The 26,308-nt window shown below is 40.6% G+C and carries 18 protein-coding genes and 1 pseudogene; 8 read left to right on the forward strand and 11 right to left on the reverse strand.

What is annotated here, in order from left to right; translation table 11 throughout:
* Positions 1–11: 11 nt before the first annotated feature.
* Positions 12–1,604 (forward strand): iron uptake porin, encoded by a 1,593-nt coding sequence (locus H6G74_RS12680; RefSeq protein WP_190968023.1) that lies wholly within the window; start codon positions 12–14, stop codon positions 1,602–1,604.
* A 140-nt stretch (positions 1,605–1,744) separates the two neighbouring features.
* On the opposite strand, the gene H6G74_RS12685 is transcribed toward H6G74_RS12680, so the two are convergent.
* Both H6G74_RS12685 and H6G74_RS12690 read right to left on the reverse strand, forming a co-directional pair.
* Complete coding sequence (locus H6G74_RS12685; protein ID WP_190968006.1) at positions 1,745–7,996, reverse strand: ATP-binding sensor histidine kinase; 6,252 nt, start codon at positions 7,994–7,996, stop codon at positions 1,745–1,747.
* Between the two features lie 300 nt (positions 7,997–8,296).
* Complete coding sequence (locus tag H6G74_RS12690) at positions 8,297–8,644, reverse strand: histidine triad nucleotide-binding protein (protein WP_190968007.1); 348 nt, start codon at positions 8,642–8,644, stop codon at positions 8,297–8,299.
* 77 nt (positions 8,645–8,721) lie between these two features.
* Between H6G74_RS12690 and H6G74_RS12695 the strand changes: the two genes are divergently transcribed.
* The 4 genes from H6G74_RS12695 to H6G74_RS12710 all read left to right on the forward strand — a co-directional run bounded on the left by H6G74_RS12695 (position 8,722) and on the right by H6G74_RS12710 (position 13,119).
* Positions 8,722–10,251 carry a YifB family Mg chelatase-like AAA ATPase gene (locus tag H6G74_RS12695; RefSeq protein ID WP_190968008.1) on the forward strand — a complete coding sequence of 510 codons (1,530 nt, stop codon included), beginning with the start codon at positions 8,722–8,724 and terminating at the stop codon, positions 10,249–10,251.
* Positions 10,252–10,593: 342 nt separating this feature from the next.
* On the forward strand, positions 10,594–11,508 hold the full coding sequence (locus H6G74_RS12700; RefSeq protein WP_190588488.1) for a YihY/virulence factor BrkB family protein: 915 nt from the start codon (positions 10,594–10,596) through the stop codon (positions 11,506–11,508).
* Positions 11,509–11,725: 217 nt separating this feature from the next.
* On the forward strand, positions 11,726–12,232 hold the full coding sequence (locus H6G74_RS12705) for a DUF421 domain-containing protein (RefSeq protein WP_190968009.1): 507 nt from the start codon (positions 11,726–11,728) through the stop codon (positions 12,230–12,232).
* Positions 12,233–12,255: 23 nt separating this feature from the next.
* The gene (locus H6G74_RS12710) at positions 12,256–13,119 is read left to right on the forward strand and encodes a DUF6671 family protein (protein WP_190968010.1); all 864 of its coding nucleotides are present in this window, start codon (positions 12,256–12,258) and stop codon (positions 13,117–13,119) included.
* A gap of 432 nt (positions 13,120–13,551) precedes the next feature.
* Here H6G74_RS12710 and H6G74_RS31510 read toward each other — a convergent pair whose 3' ends face one another.
* On the reverse strand, positions 13,552–13,674 hold the full coding sequence (locus tag H6G74_RS31510; protein WP_277927149.1) for a hypothetical protein: 123 nt from the start codon (positions 13,672–13,674) through the stop codon (positions 13,552–13,554).
* 261 nt (positions 13,675–13,935) lie between these two features.
* Here H6G74_RS31510 and H6G74_RS12715 point away from each other — a divergent pair, with 261 nt between their 5' ends.
* Together H6G74_RS12715 and H6G74_RS12720 are read left to right on the forward strand one after the other, a co-directional pair.
* Positions 13,936–16,461, forward strand: a complete 2,526-nt coding sequence (locus tag H6G74_RS12715; protein WP_190968011.1) for a cyclic nucleotide-binding domain-containing protein — start codon at positions 13,936–13,938, stop codon at positions 16,459–16,461.
* Positions 16,462–16,631: 170 nt separating this feature from the next.
* The gene (locus tag H6G74_RS12720) at positions 16,632–17,342 is read left to right on the forward strand and encodes a sugar transferase (RefSeq protein ID WP_190968012.1); all 711 of its coding nucleotides are present in this window, start codon (positions 16,632–16,634) and stop codon (positions 17,340–17,342) included.
* A 5-nt stretch (positions 17,343–17,347) separates the two neighbouring features.
* Here H6G74_RS12720 and H6G74_RS12725 read toward each other — a convergent pair whose 3' ends face one another.
* From H6G74_RS12725 to H6G74_RS12755, 7 genes are all read right to left on the reverse strand, one after another.
* Complete coding sequence (locus tag H6G74_RS12725; protein WP_190968013.1) at positions 17,348–18,187, reverse strand: carbohydrate ABC transporter permease; 840 nt, start codon at positions 18,185–18,187, stop codon at positions 17,348–17,350.
* A 182-nt stretch (positions 18,188–18,369) separates the two neighbouring features.
* A complete protein-coding gene (locus H6G74_RS12730) occupies positions 18,370–19,389 on the reverse strand; it encodes a catalase family protein (protein WP_190968014.1) in 1,020 nt (339 codons plus the stop codon).
* Positions 19,390–19,428: 39 nt separating this feature from the next.
* On the reverse strand, positions 19,429–20,004 hold the full coding sequence (locus H6G74_RS12735) for a 5-formyltetrahydrofolate cyclo-ligase (RefSeq protein WP_190968015.1): 576 nt from the start codon (positions 20,002–20,004) through the stop codon (positions 19,429–19,431).
* 81 nt (positions 20,005–20,085) lie between these two features.
* Positions 20,086–21,030, reverse strand: coding sequence for a GDP-L-fucose synthase family protein (locus H6G74_RS12740; protein WP_190968016.1), 945 nt, complete (start codon positions 21,028–21,030; stop codon positions 20,086–20,088).
* A 26-nt stretch (positions 21,031–21,056) separates the two neighbouring features.
* Positions 21,057–22,136 carry a GDP-mannose 4,6-dehydratase gene (gmd, locus tag H6G74_RS12745; protein ID WP_062288981.1) on the reverse strand — a complete coding sequence of 360 codons (1,080 nt, stop codon included), beginning with the start codon at positions 22,134–22,136 and terminating at the stop codon, positions 21,057–21,059.
* 430 nt (positions 22,137–22,566) lie between these two features.
* Positions 22,567–23,325: a sugar transferase gene (locus H6G74_RS12750; RefSeq protein WP_190968024.1), complete on the reverse strand. Its 759-nt coding sequence runs from the start codon at positions 23,323–23,325 to the stop codon at positions 22,567–22,569.
* A gap of 113 nt (positions 23,326–23,438) precedes the next feature.
* On the reverse strand, positions 23,439–24,581 hold the full coding sequence (locus tag H6G74_RS12755) for a glycosyltransferase (protein ID WP_190968017.1): 1,143 nt from the start codon (positions 24,579–24,581) through the stop codon (positions 23,439–23,441).
* 258 nt (positions 24,582–24,839) lie between these two features.
* Here H6G74_RS12755 and H6G74_RS12760 point away from each other — a divergent pair, with 258 nt between their 5' ends.
* Positions 24,840–25,772 carry an NAD-dependent epimerase/dehydratase family protein gene (locus tag H6G74_RS12760; RefSeq protein WP_190968018.1) on the forward strand — a complete coding sequence of 311 codons (933 nt, stop codon included), beginning with the start codon at positions 24,840–24,842 and terminating at the stop codon, positions 25,770–25,772.
* 4 nt (positions 25,773–25,776) lie between these two features.
* Here the strand turns inward: H6G74_RS12760 and H6G74_RS12765 are convergent.
* A pseudogene (locus H6G74_RS12765) lies at positions 25,777–26,195 on the reverse strand (Uma2 family endonuclease); the annotation flags it as partial.
* Positions 26,196–26,308 lie beyond the last annotated feature (113 nt).

The raw sequence follows: 26,308 nt of genomic DNA on the forward strand, positions 1-26,308 counted from the left end.
CACCATACGCCATGTTGAAACATCTTTTGTACAGTTTTTCGCTTCTACTCTTAGCCTCTCCAACAGTCTTGGCAGAAGCTATAGATAATACTCACACACTGCAAGGACAAGTCACATCAGTGTCGCAATTCTCTGATGTACAGCTTACAGATTGGGCATTTACAGCTTTGCAATCGTTAGTAGAACGCTACGGTTGTATTGTAGGCTATCCAGATTCTACTTATCGCGGTAATCGTGCCTTAACGCGGTACGAATTTGCTGCCGGATTAAATGCTTGCTTAGACCATATCAACGAGTTAATTGCCACATCTACTAGTGAACTAGTCAACAAAGAAGACTTCGCCGTATTGCAAAAGTTACAGACAGACTTTGCCACCGAATTAAACACCCTACGAGGTCGGATAGATAATTTAGAAGCGCGGACAAACACTCTAGAACAACAGCAATTTTCTACGACTACCAGGTTAAATGCTCAAATTATTACGGCTGTGAGTGATACCTTTGGCAATAAAGTAGGCGGTATAAAAGATGAAACTAACCCATTCTTGGCAACTCGCGGTCGTTTGAATTTAGAAAGTAGTTTTACAGGCAAAGATTTACTGCGAGTCCGGCTAGAGTTTGGTAACTTTGCAAATACCAATGGTTCTAGTCAAGTGGCGGCGGCTACAGGCACGGGGATGACGCGCTTGAACTTCGATTTTGATAGCAACAATACGCTGTTTGTACCCCATGTTCGTTACTACTTCCCGGTGAGTGATTCCCTCTCCTTTGTAGTAGGCCCTACCGGCATTGGTTATACAGATATTTCCAGCACAGTCACCCCAGCTAGTATTGCTGATGATGGTAATGGAGTACTTTCACTGTTTGGTTCGTATAGCCCCATATTCCGCAGAGGTGGCGGTGGTGTGGGCGCTAACTGGAATATTACTCAAGACTTGGTGCTGACTTTGGGCTATTTAGCCAGCAGTCCGAATAACCCAACCGAGAAAAACGGCCTATTTGATGGTGGTTATAATGCCTTGGCACATTTGGTCTATCATGGTCAAAAAGGTGCTGTAGGTGTGGCTTACTCTCATGGTTATAGCCCTGGTGGAGTGGTTGATCTTACAGGTGGGACAGGTAGTGTTTTAGCAACTTCTCCGTTTGGTAATAGTATTGCCACTGCTAACAGTATTGTGGGGATGCAAGGATACTATCGCTTTTCCCCCAATTTCCAGGTACATGCTTGGGGTGGTTATATTTGGGCGACTGCCAAAAACTCTGGTTTCAGCGATATTTCTAATGGGCGGGGTGGCACAGATTCTTTGTTTGTGAATAGTGGCGACAATGCTAATGCCTGGTTTGGGGCAGTTGGAATGTCATTTCCTGATGTGGGGGGTAAGGGTAATCTCCCAGGAATTATTTTTGGTTTACCACCGCGAGTTGCTCACAGTGATGTTCGTCAAGAAGGAGATAACTCTTACCACATCGAAGCATTTTATCGCTGGCGACTGAACAACAATATCTCAGTGACTCCTGGTTTTTGGGTAATTCTCAATCCAGAAAACAACCGCAATAACGATACTCAATATGTCGGAGTTGTTCGTACAACCTTTGATTTTTGAACTCAATCATGAACAAACATCTCTCCTTTTTGGAAGTGCTGAGTTGAAAGTGCTGAGTGCTGAGTAAACATACTATCGCTCTTTCATACTTGGCGACGAAATAAGTTTCATCAAACTGCTTTATCTCCCTTGTCCCTCACTTAATGATTCTTATCTGTAATTGGTAGAGAAATTACAAACTCTGTGCCTTCTCCTAAAACAGAATTAACTGTGATTTTGCCGCCATGTTTCTCTTCCACAATTTGCCGAGCGATCGCTAGTCCTAATCCTGTGCCTTTACCAACTCCTTTTGTCGTAAATAAATAATCAAATATTTGGGATTTTATATCTTCAGCAATGCCTTGACCATTATCAGCAATCGAGATGTTAACATGATTATTTTCGATTGCTGTTGTGACAATAATTTTGTAAGGATTTAGTTTAATTTCTTCAAAACTGCGCCCCTCACTTAATTCATCTAAAGCATCAATCGCATTGGCGATGATATTCATAAATACCTGATTGAGTTGCCCAGGAAAACACGGGATTGGTTGTAGATTATCGTAATCCGTCACTACAATAATTTCTGGACGTTGTTCGTTAGCTTTCAGACGATGTTTGAGAATTAAAATTGTACTATCAATGCCTTCATTAATATTAAATGGCACTTTATAAGTTTGATCGGCACGGGAGAAAGTTCTTAAACTGGTGCTAATACTTTTTAATCTCTCACAAGCTAACACCATTGCATCGAGCATTTTTGGTAGGTCTTCTAAGCTATATTCTAAGTCAATTTCTTTGGCATGATTAAGAATTTCATCTTCAGGATTAGGGAGAGCTTGCTGATAGAATTTGAGGTGTGTAGTGATATCAGTCAAGATGGGTTGAGCCTGTTGCAGACTAGCCGAAATAAAGCCAAGAGGATTGTTCATTTCATGAGCCACACCTGCAACTAAGTTACCAAGTGCAGACATTTTTTCTTGTTGCACCATTTGTAGTTGAGTTTGTTTTAGTTCGTTGAGAGCTTGTTCAAGCTCCTGTGATTTTTGCCCAATTGCAGCTTCCGCTTGTTTGCGTTCACGAAGTGCAGCTTGCTGTTCGCTAATATCTCGAATAATAGTAGACAGATATTCAACTTCATCGGCAGCATTTTTATGAGCAATCACAACCTGAGAAACTGGAATTTCCTTACCCTGTAAGTCTAAGATGGCTGACTCACCACTCCAAGTTCCCTGACGGATAGCAGTTGGTACGGCGACGCTCTGCATATATTGCATTGCTTGGGGTGGTGTCAGGCTAGAAATATGCAATTCTACCTTACTATTTTTCAACTGCCAAACTCTCTGCCCAGCAGGATTAATGTAAATATTATTGCCATTGGCATCAGTAATACCCACAATATCTGGGGTAGCATCGACAATTGCTAGTAGTTGTTGTTGCTCTTGTTCTGCACGTTTGCGATCGCTAATATCAATTACAATTCCATCCCAAATCATTTCACCATCTTCGCTAATTTCTGGTCGGGAAACGGCTTTTACCCATTTGACATTTCCATTAGGTGTAATAATCCGCCATTCATGTCGAAAGGTAGTGAGATTTTGCGCTGATTCCATAGTGGCGCGAAACAACTCAGCTTGATCATCAGGATGTTCAAAATCACGCAGACTATATTTTCCTGACATCAAATCCTCAGCCGCTACTTCGTAAAGAGTTTGACATCCAGAACTCACATAAGATATTGAAGACGCACCATCCGCTTGAATCCGAATTTGATAAATCAATCCGGGAATATTATCTGCAAGTTTCTGAAAACGGTTTTCACTCAGGCGTAATTTTTCTAGCGATTCTTCTAACTGATGGGCATAAATTTGAGAATCTTCATAAAGTCGGGCATTTTCTAGAGAAATCGCCGCTTGGGTACAAAGAAAGTTGAGAATTAGAATGCGATCGCTAGTAAAAACTCCACGAGTAGAGCGATTCTTTAAATACAAAATCCCAATTATCTGCCCTTGATTGAGAATCGGTAAGCACAATAAACTTTTTGGTTGTCTTTGAAGTAAATATTCATCAATTACAGGTAAATCTGTTTGCAGTTCATCAATTACCACAATTTCTTGGGTATTTTTCACATATTGAATAAATTTGACAGGTAAATTAGGATTGTCTTCTAAAGGTTCACAAAAAAGTTCAATGTTATCTGGTGTAGCAATTGCTCTTACTTGCCATTCGCCTTGACTGTCAGGCAAAATTAAAGCGCAGCGATCGCCCCCAGAATGTTGCAAAATAATCTGAGTCAGTTGTTGCAGCAGTTCATTCAGTTGAATTGTGCCGGAAATAGCTTGAGAAGCTTTGAGAATCGCCGCAAAATCCAAGGCTATATTGATGTTGCTACTAGAAGAACGAGTTTGTTCTTTGGAACTATGAATTGAAACTTGAGGATTAACTTGTGCTGAGAGTGTTTCCAGCACATTCAGGGATTGTACTTTCTGCTGGAGAATAGGTTGCAGTAAATGAGGGTAGCGGTTTTCTAAATCTTGGGTTTTGGCTTGGCTACCCCAACGAGCGTAACAGTAGTATGCCTCCTGCATATAACCTGCGGCTACTTTCTCTTTACCCCAATGCAGGTAAAATTTGGCAGCCAGTTCATTGCTGAGTGCTTCTTCTTGTAAATAACCGTGGGTTTTTGCGGCTGCAATTGCTAAATCATAATGTGCCATTGCATCATAATTTTGACCCAAAACTCGTAATTTTTCTGCTGCTATAAGTGAAGAGCGATGTTGATGATTAAAGGGGGCTAAATTTGCCCAGGTTTGGAGTTTTTCTTGATGACTATTGACTTGCTCAATAATCATCGATTGTTGTTCAGCATCCGCCATTTCATACTGCGTCAAATGAATTAAAGCATCATAGAAAACCCGCATAACTACCATGAAATAACCAATGCCAGCATCATGATACTGTTCTGCTATGGTTGCTTGTTCCGCAGCTTGTTCATATTTTCCAAACAGATAACAAAGAATAGCTTGAGATAAAGAAACATGAAATAACGCGACTCGATCATGGGTAGCTTCTAAATGAGGCAAAACCTGAGTTGCATTGAAGACTTCACCTGCCAATAAATAGGGGATTTCAGCCCTTCCCAATAAATTCAGAATTGTTTGTTGGTAACACTCATGATATTTTAAAGTTGCTTCTTGCTTAACCTGGCGGATGATTTGTCGATAAGCCTCCATTTCCTCAGCCAAAGCATTTAATTCTCGACCATTCCAATAGCTGTACTGACTGTATGTCATGATGTTCAGTGCTACACATTCCCAATCTCCGGTTTCCAGTCCACTTTGGTAGCCCTCTAGCAGAAATTGGATAGATTGACTCAAGGGTTCTTTCCAATGACGAATAAAGCTGTTGACAATAAAGTAAGCTCGGCTTTTAAAAGCATTAATCTGGAATTTTTCCAATAATTTTAATGATAATTGTCCAAATTCATATCCAGCATCAATATCTCCCATAACCCCACAGAGAATTAATCCGTAGTCGGCATAGGAAAAAATAGCAATAGAGGAATTACCAGACTGAATAGACATCTCAACTTGCTTGAAGATGAGTAGTGGTAGAAGTGGAGGTACAGCAATGTGGGCTGAAGGTACTAGTTTTGTCAATATCTGCATTGCTGCGAGTTGATGGGGGTCGTTCATCGCAGGCAAATTTTGCAAACTTAAGGGTGTGCAACCCTGCCAAAGTTTTTGTGTCTGTTGGGCGGCTGCGCCAATATCTGCCATAGTTGGCTGTTCGGGAAATTCCACACCAAGTAATTTCAACACCTCTAACCCAGTTTTTACCACTTCGGCAAATTTACCTTGAGAACGGAAAGCCATCATTCTGGTTTCATGGACTTTAATGGTGTCAAGCAAAGAAGTCGCAGATTGCAATATAGCGTCACCCCAGGCTGCCAGCTTGTCAAAGTCTGTACTTAGACAAGCAGCTTCGAGACGCTGATGATGCAGATTTAGGGTTAATTTGTAGTTTGTTGTCCAAGTATCAGTCGGGAGTAAATCAATGCCTTGAGTGAAGTAATTGACGGCTGCATTATAAGCGATCGCACCTTTAGCTTTGCATCCCGCCATGAAATTCAGTTGGGCTAACTTTAGTTGTTCATCAGGCTGAGTAATTAAATCAATCCCTTTATTCAAGTGATTGACAATTTCAAATATATGTCTATCTAGTTGGATTTCTGGTGTATTTGCGTAGAGTAATTTACCGATCGCTAAATGGGTGGCTTGTCTTTGATCGGCTGCAATTAGTTTATAAGCGGCTTGTTGAATGCGATCGTGCAGAAAGCGATAAGTCAAATTTACAGAATCATCATCAATATTGTTCTGAGAATCAGTTTGTGCTTCACTCTCTGTCTGAAAGAATTTGTAAGTTTGGCTATTGGGTAAAATCAAACCCTCTTGTAAAGCTTTCCATAATGCTGTCGCTGTATCTGTGACAGATTGCTGAGAAACAATTGCTAATGTTTTTAAATCAAAAGAGTTACCAATACAAGCAGCTAACTGCAAAACATTTTGTGTTGTTTGGGGTAATTTCTGTAATTGTTGTGCGACAAAATCCACAACATTATCAGTTAGCGATAGCGACTGAATTTGGGTAATATCACATTCCCAATAACCTTGCTGATGATTAAATGTAATTTCCCCATCTTCATATAATTTTTTGAGAAACTGGGTGATGAAAAAGGGATTACCTCTGGTTTTGCGCTCAATTAATTCTGTAAGGGTTTGGGTTCGCTCTGTATTACAACGTAAAGTATCAGCTATTAACTGATTTACATCCTGTTTTGCTAAAGGTGTAAGCTTAATAGTATTAATTGTCTTACCTGCTTTCTTGAGTTCCTCCACCATCAACATTAACGGATGCACTGGTGACACTTCATTATCTCGATAAGCCCCTAACAACAGCAGATAGTTTTTATCCTCCATCAACAGTTTAATTAACTGTAAAGAAGCCAAATCTGCCCACTGCAAATCATCCAAAAACATCACTAAAGGATGCTCTGCTGTGGTGAAGATAGCAATAAACTTCTGAAACAATAAATTAAACCTATTCTGTGCCTCTGCTCCCGATAATTCTGGTGCAGGTAATTGTTTACCAATTACACGCTCTAATTCGGGAATCACTTCAATTAAAACTTGCCCATTTTCCACTACAACTTCTAAAATATAGCTCCGCCACTGTGCCAATTTTGTATCCGATTCTGATAATAATTGCCCGATTAAATCACGCAAAGCTTGGACAAAAGCCGAGAAGGGAATATTGCGATTAAATTGGTCAAATTTACCTTTGATAAAATAGCCTTGTTGACGGGTAATTGGCTTATGGACTTCGTTAATGACAGCCGTTTTTCCAATTCCCGAAAATCCCGCCACCAACATCATTTCTGATGTGCTACTAGCAACTCGTTCAAATGCTTGTAATAAGCGATCAACTTCTGCTTCTCTACCATATAATTTTTCTGGGATAAGGAAGCGATCGCACACATCCCGCTCACCAATTTCAAAATTAATAATTTGCCCTGTATCTTGGAGTTGGGTTAAACAACGTTCTAAATCATACTTTAATCCCAAAGCACTTTGATATCTATCCTCGGCATTTTTCGCCATTAATTTCATGACAATATCTGCTACTACTTGTGGAATTTCTTCCCTGTTCCCTATCACTGTTGGCATTTTTGCTAAATGACAATGTACCAACTCCATCGGATCATCGCTATTAAATGGCAATTCGCCTGTCAATAATTCATAAAATGTCACACCCAAAGAATAAAAATCGCTGCGGTAGTCTATCCCTCGATTCATTCTCCCTGTTTGTTCTGGGGAAATATAAGCTAAAGTTCCTTCTAAAATATTAGGATTTTTAATTTCTGAAGTTTCTTTTGGTAATAGTGAGGCAATACTAAAGTCGATTATTTGAACTTGTTTAGTTTGGGGATGTATTAAAATATTTGCTGGTTTAATATCTTTATGAATGACTCGATTTTGATGTAATTCATAGAGACTAGTACTTAATTGAATCGCAATATACAAAAATTCTGCTAGGGATAAAGTATTGCTTTGAATATATTCTCGTAATGATATTCCTCCGGTATCAGCCATCACGAGAATATAACCGTTTTTATATGTTTCTAAAGATAATGGCTGAATAATGCCAGTAATGTTGAGATTTTTGCTAATGGTGTATTGATTGCGGAGTTTGAGTAATTCTTGAAAGGTAGGGTATTCTGAGGTTAATAGCTTGATGACAACGGGAAGTTGATCTGATTCGCGGATAGCTCGATATACAATCGTTCGGGAACCAGCATATAGTTGTGAGCTAATTTTATATCCGGGAATGATGGGGGCTTTAACTGTCGCCATCTACACGTACCTCATAGGACAAGTTGGTTTTTGCTGTTCATCAACAAGCAGTGCAGAACTTGTCTGGACTTTATTAGTATTCCCACCAACTAGATATTGATTAACGGTACGCACAGAGATGATTTACATACAAAAGATAGTTTCAAAGGGCTAAGAGGTGTGGGGAGAGAGGAGTGTGGGGAGTGTGGGGAGTGTGGGGGGAAAGATTTCTTCACCATCCTCCCACCTACCACCTCCCTGAATTAAACCCTTACACCCCTAAACCCTTAAACCCTCACACCCTGATTAAAATTGAAAACATCAACCAGGAGGCCAAGCCATTGGTCTGCCGCCTAAAATATGCAAATGTAAATGGAAGACAGTTTGACCAGCATCAGCATCGGTATTGATGACAACGCGATAACCATTGGTTAAACCAGCTTCGGTGGCTACACGCTTGGCGGTTAATAACAGATGTCCTAATAAAGCTGCATCTTCAGTTTCGGCCTCAGCTAATTTCGCTATGGGTTTTTTGGGAATTACGAGGATATGAACTGGCGCTTGGGGGTTAACATCTGTAAATGCTAAAGCTAAATCATCCTCATAAACGATATTGGCTGGAATTTCCCGCCGAATAATCTTACTAAAAATCGTGTCTTGATTCGTCATTGGTGATTGTGTTATTTGTCATTTGCCAATTGTTAATGATAAGACGGACGCAGGACTAATGACTAAGGACTAAAATAATGCTTGCTAGAGTCTGGAGTGCATCAATTGTTGGCATCGATGCTGTAAAAGTGGGAGTGGAAGTTGATGTCTCAGGGGGATTGCCAAGCATTATTGTTTTAGGCTTGCCAGATAGTGCAGTCCAGGAATCGAAAGAGCGGGTTAAGGCGACTTTAAAAAATGCTGGTTTTGCCTTTCCGATGCGGAAAATTGTGATTAACCTGACTCCCGCAGATTTACGCAAGGAAGGCCCTTGTTTTGATTTGCCGATTAGTGTGGGTATTTTAGCGGCTTCTGAGCAAATTAATGCTGATTTATTAGGAGATTATTTATTTTTGGGTGAGGTTTCCCTAGATGGGAGTCTGCGTCCTGTGGCTGGGGTTCTACCCATTGCTGCGACTGCTAAAAAAATGGGAATTGCGGGTTTAGTTGTGCCTGCTGATAATGCCCAAGAAGCGGCTGTGGTAGAAGGATTAGCTGTTTATGGTTGTAAAAGTATATCGGAAGTAGTTGATTTATTAAATAATCCTGGACGTTATCAACCTGTGCAGATCAATAATGTCGCAGATATGGTACAAGTATCTTATGCGATCGCTGATCTGCATGATGTCAAAGGACAAGCTCACGGACGGCGGGCTTTAGAAATTGCGGCGGCTGGCGGGCATAACCTTATATTTGTCGGCCCCCCAGGTAGTGGTAAAACGATGTTAGCCAGACGCTTATCAGGAATTTTGCCACCCTTGGAATTTTCGGAAGCCTTGGAAGTCACCCGGATTCACTCTGTCGCTGGCTTATTGAAAAATCGTGGTTCTTTAGTACGCGATCGCCCTTTTCGCAGTCCTCATCATTCCGCATCTGGCCCTTCTTTGGTTGGTGGTGGTAGTTTTCCCCGTCCTGGGGAAATATCATTATCTCACAGAGGGATTCTTTTTTTGGATGAACTCACCGAGTTTAAACGGGATGTTTTAGAATTTTTGCGTCAGCCTTTAGAAGATGGTTTTGTGACAATTTCCCGCACAAGACAATCTGTTGTTTTTCCCGCACAATTTACTTTAGTGGCGAGTACCAATCCTTGTCCTTGCGGTTACTACGGCGATACTATTCAACAGTGTACCTGTTCGCCCAGACAACGAGAACAATATTGGGCGAAACTTTCTGGGCCGTTGATGGATAGAATTGATTTGCAAGTGGCGGTGAATCGCCTCAAACCAGAGGAAATTACCCAACAACCCACAGGGGAATCATCAAAATCTGTTAGGGAAAGAGTACAACAAGCACGCGATCGCAGTATTCACCGTTTTCAAACCGAAACAAATCTGCGTTGCAATGCTCAAATGCAAAGCCGACATCTGCAACAATGGTGTAAGTTAGATGATGCAAGTCGTTCTTTATTAGAAGCTGCCATCAATAAATTAGGTTTATCAGCTAGGGCAAGCGATCGCATTCTCAAAGTTGCCCGCACCATCGCAGATTTAGCCGGAGATGATGATTTACAAGCTCATCATGTCGCCGAAGCCATTCAATATCGCACCATCGATAGAATGTTGTAATATCATGTCCGGTAAAAGACTTATCATAAAAACCGCAGGGGGCAGGGGGAGAAAGAGTTGTGTTTTTCTACACAGATATGTTTAATCATAACTGATACCATTTTGGATTTTAGATTTTAGATTGAGACAGGCTTTACTGGTAAGCTTTTGGGCAATTTATTTGTCGCAATCATTCTTCAATTTGGTATGATTTGCCGGACATGATATAAAAAGTTTCCGTGTCAATAAATTCTATCTTCAGGAAACTGTACAAACCTCTTGAGGCAGATGTCACAATTTCGCAAATCAGTATCAAATATATCAAGGGAGAAAGTGATATCCTCCAGCAAGGAGACTAGGTAAATGAATTTTTCAGCAATTGTGCGGCTGTTTCAAGAAACTTTTCAGGAATGGAGTGAAGATAAAGCTTCGCGGTTAGCCGCAGCATTAGCTTATTACACGATTTTTTCTATCGCACCGTTGCTGATTATTGTAATTGCGATCGCTGGTGCAGTGTTTGGTGAAGAGGCGGCGAGGGGTGAAATTGTCCGGCAAATTCAAGGTTTAGTCGGGCCAGATGGAGCCGAGTTTATCGAGATTGCCATCAGAAATGCCAATCAACCAAAAACAGGTGCGATCGCATCGGTAATTAGTATTTTACTTTTACTTTTAGGTGCTACAGGTTTATTTACAGAATTACAAGATGCCCTGAATACAATTTGGGAAGTTCAACCGAAACCGGGACATGGCGTGAAAAATGTTGTGCGTCAGCGTGCTTTATCTTTCGCCATGATTTTAGGTATTGGTTTTCTGCTCCTTGTCACTCTGATAATTAGTACAGCTTTAACAGCGATCGTCGGTTATTTTAGTAATTTACTTCCTGGTATAGATTTCATTTGGCAATTCTTTAACTTTATACTGTCTTTTGTCATCACGACACTATTATTTGGACTAATTTTCAAGGTTTTGCCTGATGTCAAAATTACTTGGAATGATGTTTTAATAGGCGCTGTGATTACATCTTTATTATTTTCTTTAGGTAGATATTTATTAGGACAATATCTCGGTAATAGCAGTTTTGGTTCTACTTATGGTGCGGCTGGTTCTTTAGTAGTTATTCTCGCCTGGGTTTATTATGCTGCTCAAATCCTCTTTTTTGGCGCAGAATTTACCCAAGTTTATGCTAGAAGATACGGCAGTGGGATTCGCCCCACACGTCATGCCGTCCCTATGAATCATAATGGTCAGTCTAAGCGAACGAACAGCGATCGCAAATAAAAAGGAGTCAGAAAACAGAATTCAGAATTCAGAATACTCCCCCCAGAAAAGGATGGAGTTTAAATTAAGAAGAAAGTTTTATTTTGATTTCGCCCACGATGGACGAGATTTGTAACCAAGATTCATCACTCAATCATCCAGGATTCATACTGCATTCTGACTCCTGATTTCTGAATTCTTATTAATAAATTATCTTCACAAAAGCAAAGACATAAATATGGATAAATGGTTATATATTGACTGGCAAGAGATTTTTATTCCTAGTATTAGTATTGTAGAATTAATTATTCGGGGTTCTCTAGTTTATTTGGCGTTATTTTCTGTTTTACGCTTTCTTCCTAGTCGGCAAATGGGAACTCTAGGCATCACCGATTTATTAGTAGTGGTATTATTTGCCGAAGCAGCCCAAAATGCAATGGCAAGTAACTACACATCAATTACCGAAGGTGGTATTTTAGTAGGCACAGTCATTTTTTGGAGTTACTTCCTTAACTGGTTGGGTTATAAATTGCCCAAGTTCCAGAGATTTCTCAATCCTCCGCCTCTGCTGTTGGTGAAAAATGGACAAATGATTTCCCGACATTTAGACAAAGCCTTGATTACAGAAGATGAGTTGATGAGTAAATTACGTCAGCAAGGTGTAGAATTTTTAACTGAGGTGAAGTTTGCTTATATGGAATCTGATGGTGGTATTAGTATTATCACATCAGCCACTAACGATTAACAGCCAAGGAGATAATCACAGAAATGCAAATTCAGCAATTATTTAGTAACCGAGTGGGTGTAATTGCGACAATGCACCACAAAGAAAAAGTAATTGCTCCCTTATTAGAACAAAAATTAAATCTTAAAACTATTGTGCCATCTAATTTCAATACTGATGATTTTGGCACATTTACTAGAGAAATCAAACGCCCTGGAACTCAAATTGCGACGGCTAAGTTAAAAGCAGAAACAGCTTTAAAATTAACAGGTGAAACTTTAGCGATCGCCAGTGAAGGTAGTTTTGTTCCTCATCCACTATTACCATATATTTATTCTAACCGTGAAATCGTGCTTTTTTTAGATAAAAAAAACGAACTAGAAATTATTGGTGAAGAATTTTCTATAGAAACTAACTTTAATCATCAAACAGTTGAAAATCTCCAAGAAGCAGAACATTTTGCTCAAAAAATTGGCTTTCCTGAACATGGTTTGGTTGTCTCTTGGGAAGATAAGGATAATAATTGCCGCGAAATAGTTAAGGGTATTATTACAGCAGCGAAACTCCAAGAAACCATCACAATCGCCCTCAATAATTCTGTTAATGGTAAGGTGAATTTAGAAACAGATATGCGGGCGCTGTATAACCCAACCCGAATGAACAATATCGCAAAAGCAACATTAAATTTACTAACCAAAATTAAAAGCCTATGTCCCCAATGTTCTGCACCCGGTTTTGCAATCACTGAAAAAATTGCCGGACTTCCATGTGAAATGTGTTCGATGCCCACTAGTTTGACACTTTCTGTAATTTATCAATGTCAAAAATGTGGGTTTAAACAAAGAAAATCATTTCCTCATGGTCAAGAATTTGCTGACCCAGCCCAATGTATGTACTGTAATCCTTAATAATCTAGGGAGTGGGGAGTAGGGAGTAGGGAGTGGGGAGTAGGGACTAGTTAAAAAATATTTATCCTAACCTCTAGCCTGTAACCTGTAACCTCCTATAAAAAAATCTCTCGTTACCAAAAAGCAACGAGAAGATTCAAAGTTGTAGTTCGTCAGGTGATCGGAATAGTATCTTATTTAGTACTTATTGTTATTATATTTATTCCTCCATTAGATAGAGAAATAATCTAGCTGATTGCTGATGTATGTATATACTGACACTGCTAAAAGTTGCATATTTTTGGATTAAATAAGCCCCAGTGCTATAAAACAGCAAAAGGGCAGACGGTATGGTGTGAGGAGCAAACTGTTTGTTTACTTAAATATTAAATTAGCAACGAGATGTGACAGTGTTATCACATTGATGTGAAAATTATGCGATCGCAAATAATTCTAGCTACGACTAAAAAACACCGCCGCCAAGACAATTAACCCCAAAAGCCCCAAGGGAACCCAAAGATTAGGCACATCAGACCAACTCATACAGCAGCCTCTAGTGGGTAAACAACGACTCATACTATATTCACATCTTGCACCAAGCGGCTGAAGTCGCAGCTATACGGATGCTGGATCAGGTGTCTTGGCTTTAATTTTTAAGTTTTATTATTTATTGCTAAACCAGCCTTCTTTCCTACTCTCTACTTCTTAGCGACACAAGTAAATTCCAAAATCTCCCATTAATTTCATACTTTAGACTTCACACTTCATACTTCAATTAACCTTGCAATCAGGGATAATTCCATTTATACAGCCAGCAGCTTGCACGGAAAACCCACAATGACATTACAAGAAACAGTCATTTGGCTACAAGAACGTACCACTTTAGGAATTCTCTCATCGGCGGCGTTGAATGCGATCGCCCAAGTTTTAGAGTTGCAAACAATACCTCAAGGCAGTTACTTAGTCAACGCAGGTACTCCGCCAGCAGCACTATACATCCTCAAAGATGGACAAATTGAAAGCGATACCAGCAATAAAAATAACTTTGCCTTTGCTTGTGGCTTTCTACCAGGGGCAGTAATGAACCTGCGACAACTACTATTAGATGAATTAACACCATCGACAATTATTTCTCTCACAGAATGCCATGTCTGGGTAATTCCTGCGGCTGAGTTTCGTGCTTTAGCCAGCCAATATCCCGAAATTACCCAAGCATTATCTCGCTCTTTAGCCCAAGAATTAGCCCAAGTTACATCAGCCTTAACTTACGAACAAGAACGTTCTGTGGCTTTGCGTCCTTATTTAGTCACGAAAGCCCAAAGGGGTATTGTGGGTACGAGTCGCTATGCACTCAGGTTGCGGGAACAAATACGAGAAGCCGCAGCCGACCGCAAGTCAACAGAAATCTTCGGCGAACCAGGGTTAGAAAAAGATAATATTGCCGCTTTGATTCACTACGGTTCACCTCAACGCCGCGAACCTATGATTAAAATTAATTGTGGCATTCTCCAAACAAGCGGTGTCGATTTATTTGGCCGGGTTGGCGGCAAAGCAGGGCTTTTAGAATGGCTGGGTGATGGTACTTTAGTACTCAACAATATCCAAGAACTGCCCCCAGAATTATTACCAGCAATGGTGCAGTTTATCAAAACAGGTACTTACACCCCAGTAACTCGTGATGGCGAACCATTAGCCGAACCTCGCACCAGTCCAGCACGAATTTTGATTATTTCCGAAAAAACTGAATCTAAAATAGAACGTTGTGTTGGTCGTGTCATTAAAGTTCCGCCAGTACGGGTGCGAAAGGCTGATATTAAAGCCCAGGTAGAATATTACACTAGTTTATATGTGCGATCGCGCGGACTGGCGAAACCTCATATTACCCCAGAAGCTTTACGCCGCTTGCAGTCCTATGATTTTCCTGGCAACCTGAAAGAGTTAAAAAATTTAGTTGAACGGGCAATTGTTCAAGCCGGAGAAAGACAGGAATTAACCGAAGAAATCTTTTGGTCAGCCCAAACTAAGAAAAAAGAATTTCGCGTCAACTTATTAAATACTTATTCTGGGTTACGAAAATTTCTCCGCAGTGACTGGTGGCCTGACAAAATCAACTATGGCTTTACAGTGATAGCGTTTCCAATCATTATTATGATCTTATTTTTAGGGCCGCAAACCCGCGATCGCAATTTCGCTTTAAATTTATTTTGGGCTTGGTGGTGGCCTTTCTTTTTACTGATTTTTCCCTTTCTCGGTCGCGTTTGGTGTGCCGTTTGCCCCTTTATGATTTACGGCGAAATTACTCAAAAGTTATCTCTGTGGTTATTTCCCCGCCAACTTAAACGCTGGCCGCGAGAAACAGCAGAAAAATGGGGCGGATGGTTTTTATTTGGCTTATTTACCTTAATTTTCCTTTGGGAAGAACTCTGGCATTTAGAAAATACAGCTTACCTATCTGCTTGTTTGCTGTTATTAATTACAGCCGGGGCAATGATTTTTTCCGCCATATTTGAACGGCGGTTTTGGTGTCGTTATCTCTGTCCTATTGGCGGGATGAATGGCTTATTTGCCAAACTTTCCATGACAGAACTACGCGCACAACAAGGCATTTGTTCAGCAACCTGTACTACTTATCAATGTTACAAAGGCGGGCCGCAAAAAGGCGAAGGTATGGAAACCAATGGCTGTCCTTTATATTCTCATCCCGCCCAGCTAGAAGACAACAGAGATTGCGTCTTATGTATGACTTGTTTAAAAGCCTGTCCCCATCGTTCCGTTGAGTTTAACTTGCGTCCCCCTGGAATTGAATTGTGGACGACTCATACACCACGCCAGTATGAAGTGGCATTACTGTTTTTACTTTTGAGTGGTGTATATCTGCATCGTTTACCCGAATTGCAATCATGGTTAGGACTGCATCTGGATTTAAATCAATTTTGGCAGCATTTAGGCTTATCGTTATTTGCCTTAATTTTCCCCTTGGCTGTGGCTGGGACTGCTTATTTTTTCATACAACTATTCAATTTTCAACGCAAGCCAAAATCATTCAAGGAACTTGCATACGGCTACTTACCCTTGGTGTTGGGAGGCAACTTAGCCCACTACCTGCACTTGGGCTTGGCAGAAGGTGGTAAAATTTTACCCGTAACTTTAGCAACTTTTGGGTTAAATAGCGGAAATTTGCCTGTAATGATAGCACATCCAGCCGTTATCAGCTTTTTGCAAGGGTTTACTTTAATTATTTCTACCTTGTTAACCATAGTCCTCACCCAAAAAATAGCACGACAACCACTGCGATCGCTCTTATGGCAACATCTCGCAACTATTGGATTTGCAGCTAGTATGTGGGTGTTAATCGTCTTTTAGACAGATTTACTTTATACATTCAACACGTAAATTTTACAATCCTCTTGTGAATTCAAAGATTGGATAAATTTTGCATGTGAAGTTTATTACTAGTGCAATTTTTGTTTATATTATCACTCAGTATGAATGTAAGCAAATTTTTAAGATACCCTGATTAACTTCAAATCTTTATGGTGTCACTACCAACTTTTCCCTCTCGCACAGGCGGTTACACTGTGGATGCGTTAGCTTTTGCTGATGACTATTCAGCCGCTAATTTTGTCCCACAGCCTTTACACGAATCAACCTCTAGCATCACAAAAAGATTAATTGACATCTTAGGGGCTATTGTGGGACTCATCATCACCGCGATGTTGACAATTCCCATAGCAATTATTACTAAAATTACTAATCCCGGCCCCATATTTTATTCGCAAATTCGCTGTGGAATTAACGGTAAACCCTTCCGTATCTGGAAGTTCCGGTCGATGGTAGTCAATGCTGACCAAATCAAGCATCTGGTAAAAAATCAAGCCCAAGGCCATATTTTTAAATCAGTTGACGACCCTCGTATTACTCCCGTTGGTAAATTCCTGCGTCGCACCAGCTTAGATGAATTTCCCCAGTTTTGGAATGTGCTGAAGGGAGAAATGAGTTTAGTTGGGACACGTCCCCCGACACCCGATGAAGTCATTCAATATGCACCCCACCATTGGGAAAGGTTAAGAGTCAAGCCAGGAATGACTGGAGAATGGCAAGTTAATGGTCGTTCTACCATCAAAGATTTTGAAACTATCGTCAAAATGGATGTTGATTATCAACGCAAGTGGTCAATAGTTTATGACTTGATGTTGATATTTAAAACCATCTGGGTGGTATTGAATAAAAGTGGCGCTTGTTAGGCAAATTAACCTTTCACACCACTACCAGTTTCAGTTGGGACAATGTAGCGTTGTAAAAATATAAATAATATTAGTACTGGGGCGATGGAAATGATCGAACCAGCAGCTACTAAGCGCCAGTCTAGAGAAAAAGTACCGGCTAATTTTGCTACTCCTAAAGGTAGGGTGTAGAGTTTTTCGTCTTGAATGACAATTAACGGCCAAAGGAAATCACTCCAAGAACCAATAAAAACGAAAATTGCCAGTGTAACTAACGCTGGACTAACTGCTGGCAACATAATATGCCACCACAAGCCTAACTCAGAACTACCATCCATCCGCGCCGCTTCTTCAATTTCTTTAGGCACACCCATAAAAGCTTGTCGCAGTAAAAAAATACCAAAAGCCGAAGCCAAACTCGGAAAAATCATCCCCAAATAAGTATTTACTAAGCCTAATTGGACTGTCAAAATATACAGGGGAATCATCACAATCTGAAAGGGAATCATGATTGTCGAGACGATCGCAATAAATATCCAGTCTCGCCCCGGAAATGATAATCTGGCTAAAGGGTAAGCCGCTAAAGAACAAAATAGTAAATTCAACCCAACAGTCAGTAAAGAAACCAAAGTACTGTTATATAAATATTGGGCAAATGGTAAAGATTGCCACACCTTAGCAAAGTTACCCAGCGTCGGTTGACTGGGAAGTAACTGTGGCGGCGACTGTAAAATATTTTCTGTGGGTGATTTTAAGGCAGTACTGATTAACCAGAGTAAGGGAAACAGCGTGATAAGTGCGATCGCTCCTAAAACTATATAAATTAATACAATATTAAACTTGGGATTGTGTTTGAGAAATTTCATAATTAACCTTTTATTTGATGCGTCAAAAACAATTGTCTCTGACGCAAGCTATTAGGTAAAAGTTATACCTTGCCGATGTAAGACTTATCATTAAAACTGCCACAAGAAGGTGCAGAGTTTTGCATAATTAAGCCACATCCGAACATCATATAACCCCTGAACTTAAGCAGTTTCCATTTGATTTACATTGGTTCATCTTGAACTACTGTATGAGGTTGTGGTTCTCGCAAGCGTTGAGCAATTTGCTCTCGGCGATATTTTGCAAGTTCGCTGTAAAGCCGCTTGCGTGAGAGATTCACACTGCCAACAGGCTCATGTTCTAGGAGTGTATGCCAAGGGGAAAATAACATACCTTCATCCAAACGCTTGCGTTCTTCAAAATCAAATTTTTGACTAGGAATACGCACAGTTGCAACTTTAATAAACGGTGAATCTGCCTCTTGCCATTCCTGAACGTGGTTTTCAATTGGTGTCTTGTCATCATCTACATAAAACTGAATCAGGAAGTCAAAACATGCCTCTTTACCTTCTAGTGTCAAATATTTGACTATTGCTTCCCGTAGGTAGTTTTCCGATTCTGGAATTGTTTCAGGAGGTTGTTCCGGCTGTTGCGGTTTGACGGAAAATTTGACCAATTTATCGCCAAACTTAAATGGAGCCATACTCCAATATTGAATCAAAAGTGGATTACCTATCTTCTTACTACCAATTTTTTGTAAAATAGCAAAGGCATAAGTCAGTTCTTCCATTCGCTCTGGTGTAAGTTGTCCACTACCTGCTTTGCCTAAATCGGCATAATCACGAACATCTTTAGTCAAGAAAATAGGATAATTGTTGAGGATAAAATCTTGAGTTTTTTCTTCATCATCTAGTACTTTTTGTCCATCTACATTGATTACCTTGATGGCGATACCGCGAACATCAGGCTGGCTGTCGGAGTTGAATGTACCACGTTTTTGAGGCGAACCACCATTAGAAAAACGAATCCACACAGGATAAGTTTGAGGGGTTTTAAACAAACCTATCCTCAAGTCTTCAGAAAGATGGGGTTCAATAATCAACTCTCCCCAAAGGAGGCCATGACTTTTGCTATGAATTTGGCGGAGGTCTGGGCCTGTTTGCTGTTGAGCTTGAAGGCTACTTGCTATAATCTCGTCAAGCAGTGCTTCCTGCTCAGTGGTAGATGATACTGGATTATTCATAGAAAATATTTGATTATGTGTCTTCATTATCCTGAAGCTTTAATCTTTTCCAGTCAAGTTAGTTTCACTCACAACAGTTTTTAGAGGTTTGTCCCAAGGTGCGCTCGGTATTTGCTGCAAGTAAGCAAAATCAAATACTATACCTACAGTTGGTTTATTTGCCCATTCAGGAGAACTGAGTAAGCGGTCATAATATCCGCCACCATAACCCAAGCGATATCCTTGGCGATCGCAAGCTACACTAGGCACAAGAATTAAATCGACTTCACTAGGGTCTATGGTTGGTGCATCGGGATGAGGTTCGCTAATACCATAGCTGTTAATTTGCAGTGAGTCTCCAGATTGCCAAATATGCCAAGATAGGGAATTACCAACGCAGCGCGGTAATCCCCATTGATATTTAGTATCTGCAAATAACGGACTTAAATCAGGTTCTTGACGAAAGCTAAAATAAGCTAGTATGGTTTTTGCTTCATCATAGTGAATCAAAGTTTGTAGTGTTGTACAAATGCGATCGCTTTTTTCTCTCCATTCTGCAACAGACATCAATTGCCGTTTTTTCAGCAGTGTACGACGTAACTTAACTTTATCTAATTGAATATCAACTGTATCCATCAAAAAATCTACCCATAAAAAGTATAGAGACGCTGCTATGCAACGTCCCTATATACTTAGCCTAGAGAATTTGTATTGTAATTAAGCAGCGTTTTGACGATACCAATCAATGGTATTTTTCAGACCTTCCCTAAAGCTAACTTGTGCAGTAAAACCAAAAGCTTGCTTGGCGCGTTCTGTATCTAAACATCTGCGGGGTTGACCATTGGGTTTGTCGGTTTCCCAAACAATTTCACCGTCAAACTCCATCAATTCGCAAATCAGGGTAATCAAGTCACGAATGGAAATTTCATAACCAGTACCTAAGTTAACTGGTTCTGATTCATGGTAATGTTGAGTCCCCATAACAATTCCCCGTGCTGCATCTTCAGAATACAGAAACTCGCGGGTAGGACTACCATCACCCCAAACTGGGAGTTGTTTTTCTCCTTTAATTTGGGCTTCGTGAACTTTGCGAATTAAGGCGGGAATTACGTGAGAACTTCTGGGGTCAAAGTTATCTTCTGGCCCGTATAAGTTTACAGGTAAAAGATAAATCCCATTGAATCCGTATTGTTGGCGGTAAGATTGCAGCTGAACCAATAGCGCCTTCTTCGCCACACCGTAGGGTGCATTAGTTTCTTCTGGGTAGCCATTCCAAAGGTCATCTTCTTTAAATGGCACTGGTGTAAATTTGGGGTAAGCACAAATTGTACCCACACAAACGAATTTTTCTACGCCAGCTTGGTAGGCAGCATGAATTAGCTGGGTTCCCATAATTAAGTTGTCGTAGAATAATTCTGCGGGCTTTTCGCGGTTGAGACCAATCCCACCGACGTGAGCCGCTAGGTGGATAATGATATCTTGTTGGTCAACTGCACGTTGACAGTTTTCCCAAACACGGATGTCACATTCACGCGATCGCGGTATTGTTATTTTTGCCTCATCAGCCCCAGCCTTACACAGCTGATCTATTACCTGACGACCAAGGAATCCCGCCCCACCTGTGACGAGAATCCTTTTGTTTTTCAGTTCTAAGGCGGTCATATTTTTATTATCCTCTGCGGTGTAAATCAGAAGTGGAGAGCGCCCAATTCTTGCCGAATAGTAGCAACATCTACAGGTACTTTTGAACCATTGCCATTGGGTGAAGTGTGACCCAAGGCTTGTAAATCTGCTTCCACCATCAGAGCGACTAATCCTTCAAAGGTAACAGAAGGTTCCCAACCTAACTTTTGTTTTGCCTTTGTAGGATCACCAATTAATAAGTCTACCTCTGCGGGGCGTAGGTAGCGATCGTCAAACTCTACGTAATCTTGCCAATTCAAATTGACATAACCAAAAGCTAACTCTAAAAATTCTCGGACTGAGTGGGTTTCCCCAGTCGCAATTACATAATCATCTGGTTGGTCTTGCTGTAACATCAACCACATAGCTCGTACATAATCTTTTGCGTAACCCCAATCTCGTTTCGCATCAAGATTACCCATATACAGATTTTTCTGCTTACCAGCTACAATTCTCGCTACAGCTCTGGTAATTTTCCGAGTAACAAATGTTTCACCACGTCGGGGTGATTCATGGTTAAACAAAATTCCGTTACAAGCAAACAAGTTGTAAGATTCGCGGTAGTTTACTGTTTGCCAGTGTGCGTAAACCTTTGCACAAGCATAAGGACTCCGGGGATAAAATGGTGTGGTTTCACTTTGTGGTACAGCTTGAACTAAACCATACATTTCCGAAGAACCAGCTTGATAGAAGCGGACTTCTGTACCAGTGCGGCGCTGATAATCTCGAATCGCTTCCAACAGACGCAGAGTACCCATACCTACCGCATCAACGGTATACTCTGGTGAATCAAAGCTCACCCGAACATGAGATTGTGCGCCTAGATTATATATCTCGGTTGGCTGAACTTCTTCTAGAATTCGCCGCAGCGTTGTACCGTCTGTCAAGTCACCGTAGTGAAGTAATAACCGCACACCCTCTTTGTGGGGGTCTTCGTAAATATGATCAATGCGGTCTGTGTTGAAGGTAGAAGTCCGACGAATAATTCCATGAACTTCATAACCTTGCTCTAACAAAAATTCACTCAGATATGAACCATCTTGACCGGTAATACCAGTGATCAACGCTCGCTTAGTTTGCACCATGCTCAATTATCCCTTGTTATTTTTGATCTATAGAGTTTCAGTCCAACTGATACAACCTAGCAGCAAATGGCTAAATTGCCTAATGGGAAACTTACGGGTCTTAATTAATAGCCTAATTTTGCCGTAAACAAATATACTTAATTAAGAATTCCTTAACAAGCTGAACTTGAGTAGGTTAACTCAATGAATAGATAGAATTTCGGTGATGTTACGTAATTTTTACAAAAACTTTATATAATCTTGACTTTTATTAAGTGTGAATTAATTAAAAATTTAGAGAGATTTATCAAACAGAATTCAGGATTCAGGATTCAGAGGTCAGAATTTAAAAGCAATTCAGTATGCTTGATGGCGAAGAATTAGTATGAATTTTCCCACATTCTGACCCCTGAATTCTGATAATGTCCCCACGAGCAATGTTGATTTTGACTCAATAAGCGCCGTTATTTTTAGGCATAATCACCACATTAATCGTTTTCAGGATTATCCACAAGTCAAGCCAGAAATTTCTAAATTTGACATAGTGTAGGTCTATTTGCACTCTTCTGGGGTAAGGAATATCATTACGCCCAGAAACTTGCCATAATCCAGTAATTCCTGGTCGGATTGTTAATACTTGTCCTATGTGATGACCGTATTTTGGTAATTCTTCTGCTACCAGGGGGCGCGGCCCGACGACGCTCATATCTCCTTTTAAAACATTCCAAAATTGAGGAAATTCGTCCAAGCTGGTAATGCGAAGAAATTTACCGATTGTGGTAATTCTTGGGTCATGTTTCAGCTTAAAACTACTTTCAAATTCCTGTCGCAATTGGGGCGATGTTTCCATCATCTGCACAAGCATTTCGTCGGCATTGCTCACCATTGTGCGGAATTTAATACAATTGAAGCGCCTATAGTTTTTACCTACCCGTTCTTGGACGTAAAAAATCGGGCCTTCTGAGCTGCAAGCAATTAGCAAGGCCAAAATTAAGTAAAGGGGAAAAAACAACATCAGTACTGAGAGCGAAAACCCGATGTCGAATAGTCGCTTAACAAACTCTCCGTTTAAAGCCTGAACAGACCGCACCTGGGGTTTTACCCTGGGTGTCTTGGTTTTTTTGCTACGTTTTAAGAAAGTACGCCTAGACGAGCTAGCGTCTTGCCGTAGGCTTCGCTTGCCGGAGAGGAGTGAGCTCTGGGCAGTCATCATACTCCTTAATAATCCACACCACACATAGTCCCAATCTTAAAGCTAAAATGAGGTGCTTCTGGAGGGAAGTTCCAAAAGCATACACAATTTCAGTACACAAATTTCGACCATCACACTAAGTATGGTCTAGTTTTGTGGCACTGGTTGATGAAATCTAGATAACGCTGTGCAAAAATTTGCGGTGAAAACTGTTTGCTGTGCGATCGCAAATACTCAGGATTGATGACATTACGATACACTTCAAATTGTTCTACTGCTGCTGTTAGGGCTGCTACTGTTTGCTCTGGGAAAAAGATCCCAGTTCCTTGCTCTTTGTGCGATCGCACATCCCGGACTGTTTCTAATGCACCTCCAGCCCCATAAGCAATGACTGGTGTACCGCAAGCTTGTGCTTCTACTAAGGCAATGCCAAAATCCTCACACGCGGCATAGACAAATGCCCTGGCTTGAGCCATATATTTTTTGACTACATCATCAGGCTGCCACCCCAGTATTTTGATGTTGGGTTTGGCTATTTGGCGAATTTTTTCCATTTCTGAACCTGTACCAATTATGACCAATGGTAACTGCAATTTATTGAAAGCTTGGACAATTAAAGATACTTGCTTATAGCTAACTAAACGGGAAACAGTCAAGTAAAAATTTTCTTTTTGAAGAAAAAGCGGAAATGCCTCCACATTTACAGGTGGATAAATCACTGCGGCTTCTCGTCGATAACAACGCCAAATTCGTCTAGCTGTATGCTGGGAATTGGCAATAAAGTAATCAACACGATTGGCGCTTAAGACATCCCACTGGCGTAGCTGATGCAGTAGATACTTGGTTAGCCAACCTGGTAAACCACTGCCAAGCTTACTTTGACGTAGATAGTCAAAAGTCAAATCCCAGGCATAACGCATAGGACTGTGACAGTAGCAAATATGCAACTGATCAGGTGTAGTTAAAACTCCTTTTGCTACAGCATGAGAAGAAGACAAAATCACGTCATATTGCCGCAAATCCAGTTGTTCAATTGCTAAGGGTAACAAAGGCAAGTATTTCTGCACTCCGTTACGCGCTAAGGGAAAATGCTGAAGAAACGTTGTACCAATTTGGCGTTTGTACAAGTAACTTTCAGGATTGCTGGATTCAAAGTCAATCAACGCATATAAATCGGCATTAACATGATTCAGAATTTCTTGTACGACTAATTCTGAACCACCGGTGGCTTTGGGTGTTAACCACTCATGAACCAGAGCATATTTCAAGGGCACAGTAACTTGAGTAGATGGAAAATACAGTCAGACAAATTGTGAGGAAGCGCCCCAGATTCAACCCCAGACGGAATTCTACCGCAAGTGGTTCCAGGGGATACAGCAACCTGATAACCTCTAAGGGGGGAGTAGGGAGTAGGGGCTAGGGATTAGGGACTAGGGATTTGTATCAAAGATATTTAAGTAATCTTATGTATCTAACCTCTAGCCTCTAGCCTCTAACCCCTAGCCTCTCCATTAGATATAAAAGGGGAATTTATGCGAATTTTAATTATGGGTGGCACTAGGTTCATTGGTGTTTACCTAACTGAAATACTTTTAAAGCAAGGGTATGAGGTAGTACTGTTCAATCGTGGCAATCGTCCGGTACCATCCAAGGTAGGACAGATTATAGGCGATCGCACGGATGCAGCCCAACTGAAAGAAAAGCTGTCACAAGAAAATTTTGACATCATTTTCGACAATAATGGTCGAGAATTAAGTGATACTCAGCCATTGGCAGAAATTTTCCAAGGTAGAGTGCAGCAGTTTGTTTATATGAGTTCGGCAGGGGTTTATCTGAAATCTGACCAATTACCCCATGTTGAAGGCGATGCGGTAGACCCCAAGAGTCGCCATAAGGGTAAACATGAAACAGAAGCTTACTTGGCTCAAAAAGGCTTACCGTTTACTTCGATTCGCCCAACGTATATTTACGGGCCGAGTAATTACAACGATTTAGAAAGCTGGTTTTTTGATAGAATTGTGCGCGATCGCCCAATACCAATTCCGGGTAATGGATTACATATTACCCAGTTTGGTCATGTAAAAGATTTAGCAACGGCGATGTCTTTGGTGATTGGCAATCAAAAAGCGATTGGGCAGATTTATAATATTTCAGGCGATCGCTTTGTGACTTTTGATGGTTTAGCTCGTGCTTGTGCTGTAGCTGCTGGCAAATCACCTGATGCAATTAAAATAGTCCACTACGACCCGAAAAAATTTGATTTTGGCAAGCGTAAAGCTTTCCCGATGCGCGTTCAACATTTCTTCGCATCAGTACAAAAAGCCCAAACAGAATTAAATTGGCAACCCGAATATGATTTAATTTCTGGGTTAACAGATTCTTTGAAAAATGATTATCTAGCCAATGGACGGGATCAGAAGGAAGTCGATTTCTCTGTAGATGAAGAAATTTTACAAGCCGTGTAGCGATTTATATTTGGTTGGGGTCAATTCCTAACTCCCGTAACTTTGCGGCTAATCGTTCAGCCCTCTGGCTTTCCTGCTCCACAGGAGTAGGAATCCAATTTCCATCTACATCATACCAACGTAACCATAATCGCTCAATTCCTTGATAAGTTCCTTGCCAAAGTCCTAAACCAAACTGCAAACTCGGCATCCAAATTCTTGGCGTAGTTAAATTCATTTCGCTGTAGCTCCCTGCGATCATTTGGAAAGCTTGTAATTTATCAGTGTAGCGGTCAAAGACAATGTAGTAAGGAACTCGCAAAATTCGTTCGTAAACTTCCCATTTTGTTGGCGGTTGGTTAACCTCTCTTGGAGTTTGTCCCAAATCTTCTTTTTCTGTTCTGGAGGAAGTAATTCAACTACTACAAAAGGTGCAATACCTTCGGTTCTTCCGGTATTTTTATGGTGAGTAATAAAGTTTAGTAAATTTTAGTAACTATATTTTAATGATGCTCAGGCTGAAAACATAGACTGTGTAAGTATTACAACAGTTTTAA

It is taken from the genome of Nostoc spongiaeforme FACHB-130 (genome assembly GCF_014698475.1).
GTDB classification, from domain to species: domain Bacteria; phylum Cyanobacteriota; class Cyanobacteriia; order Cyanobacteriales; family Nostocaceae; genus Nostoc_B; species Nostoc_B spongiaeforme.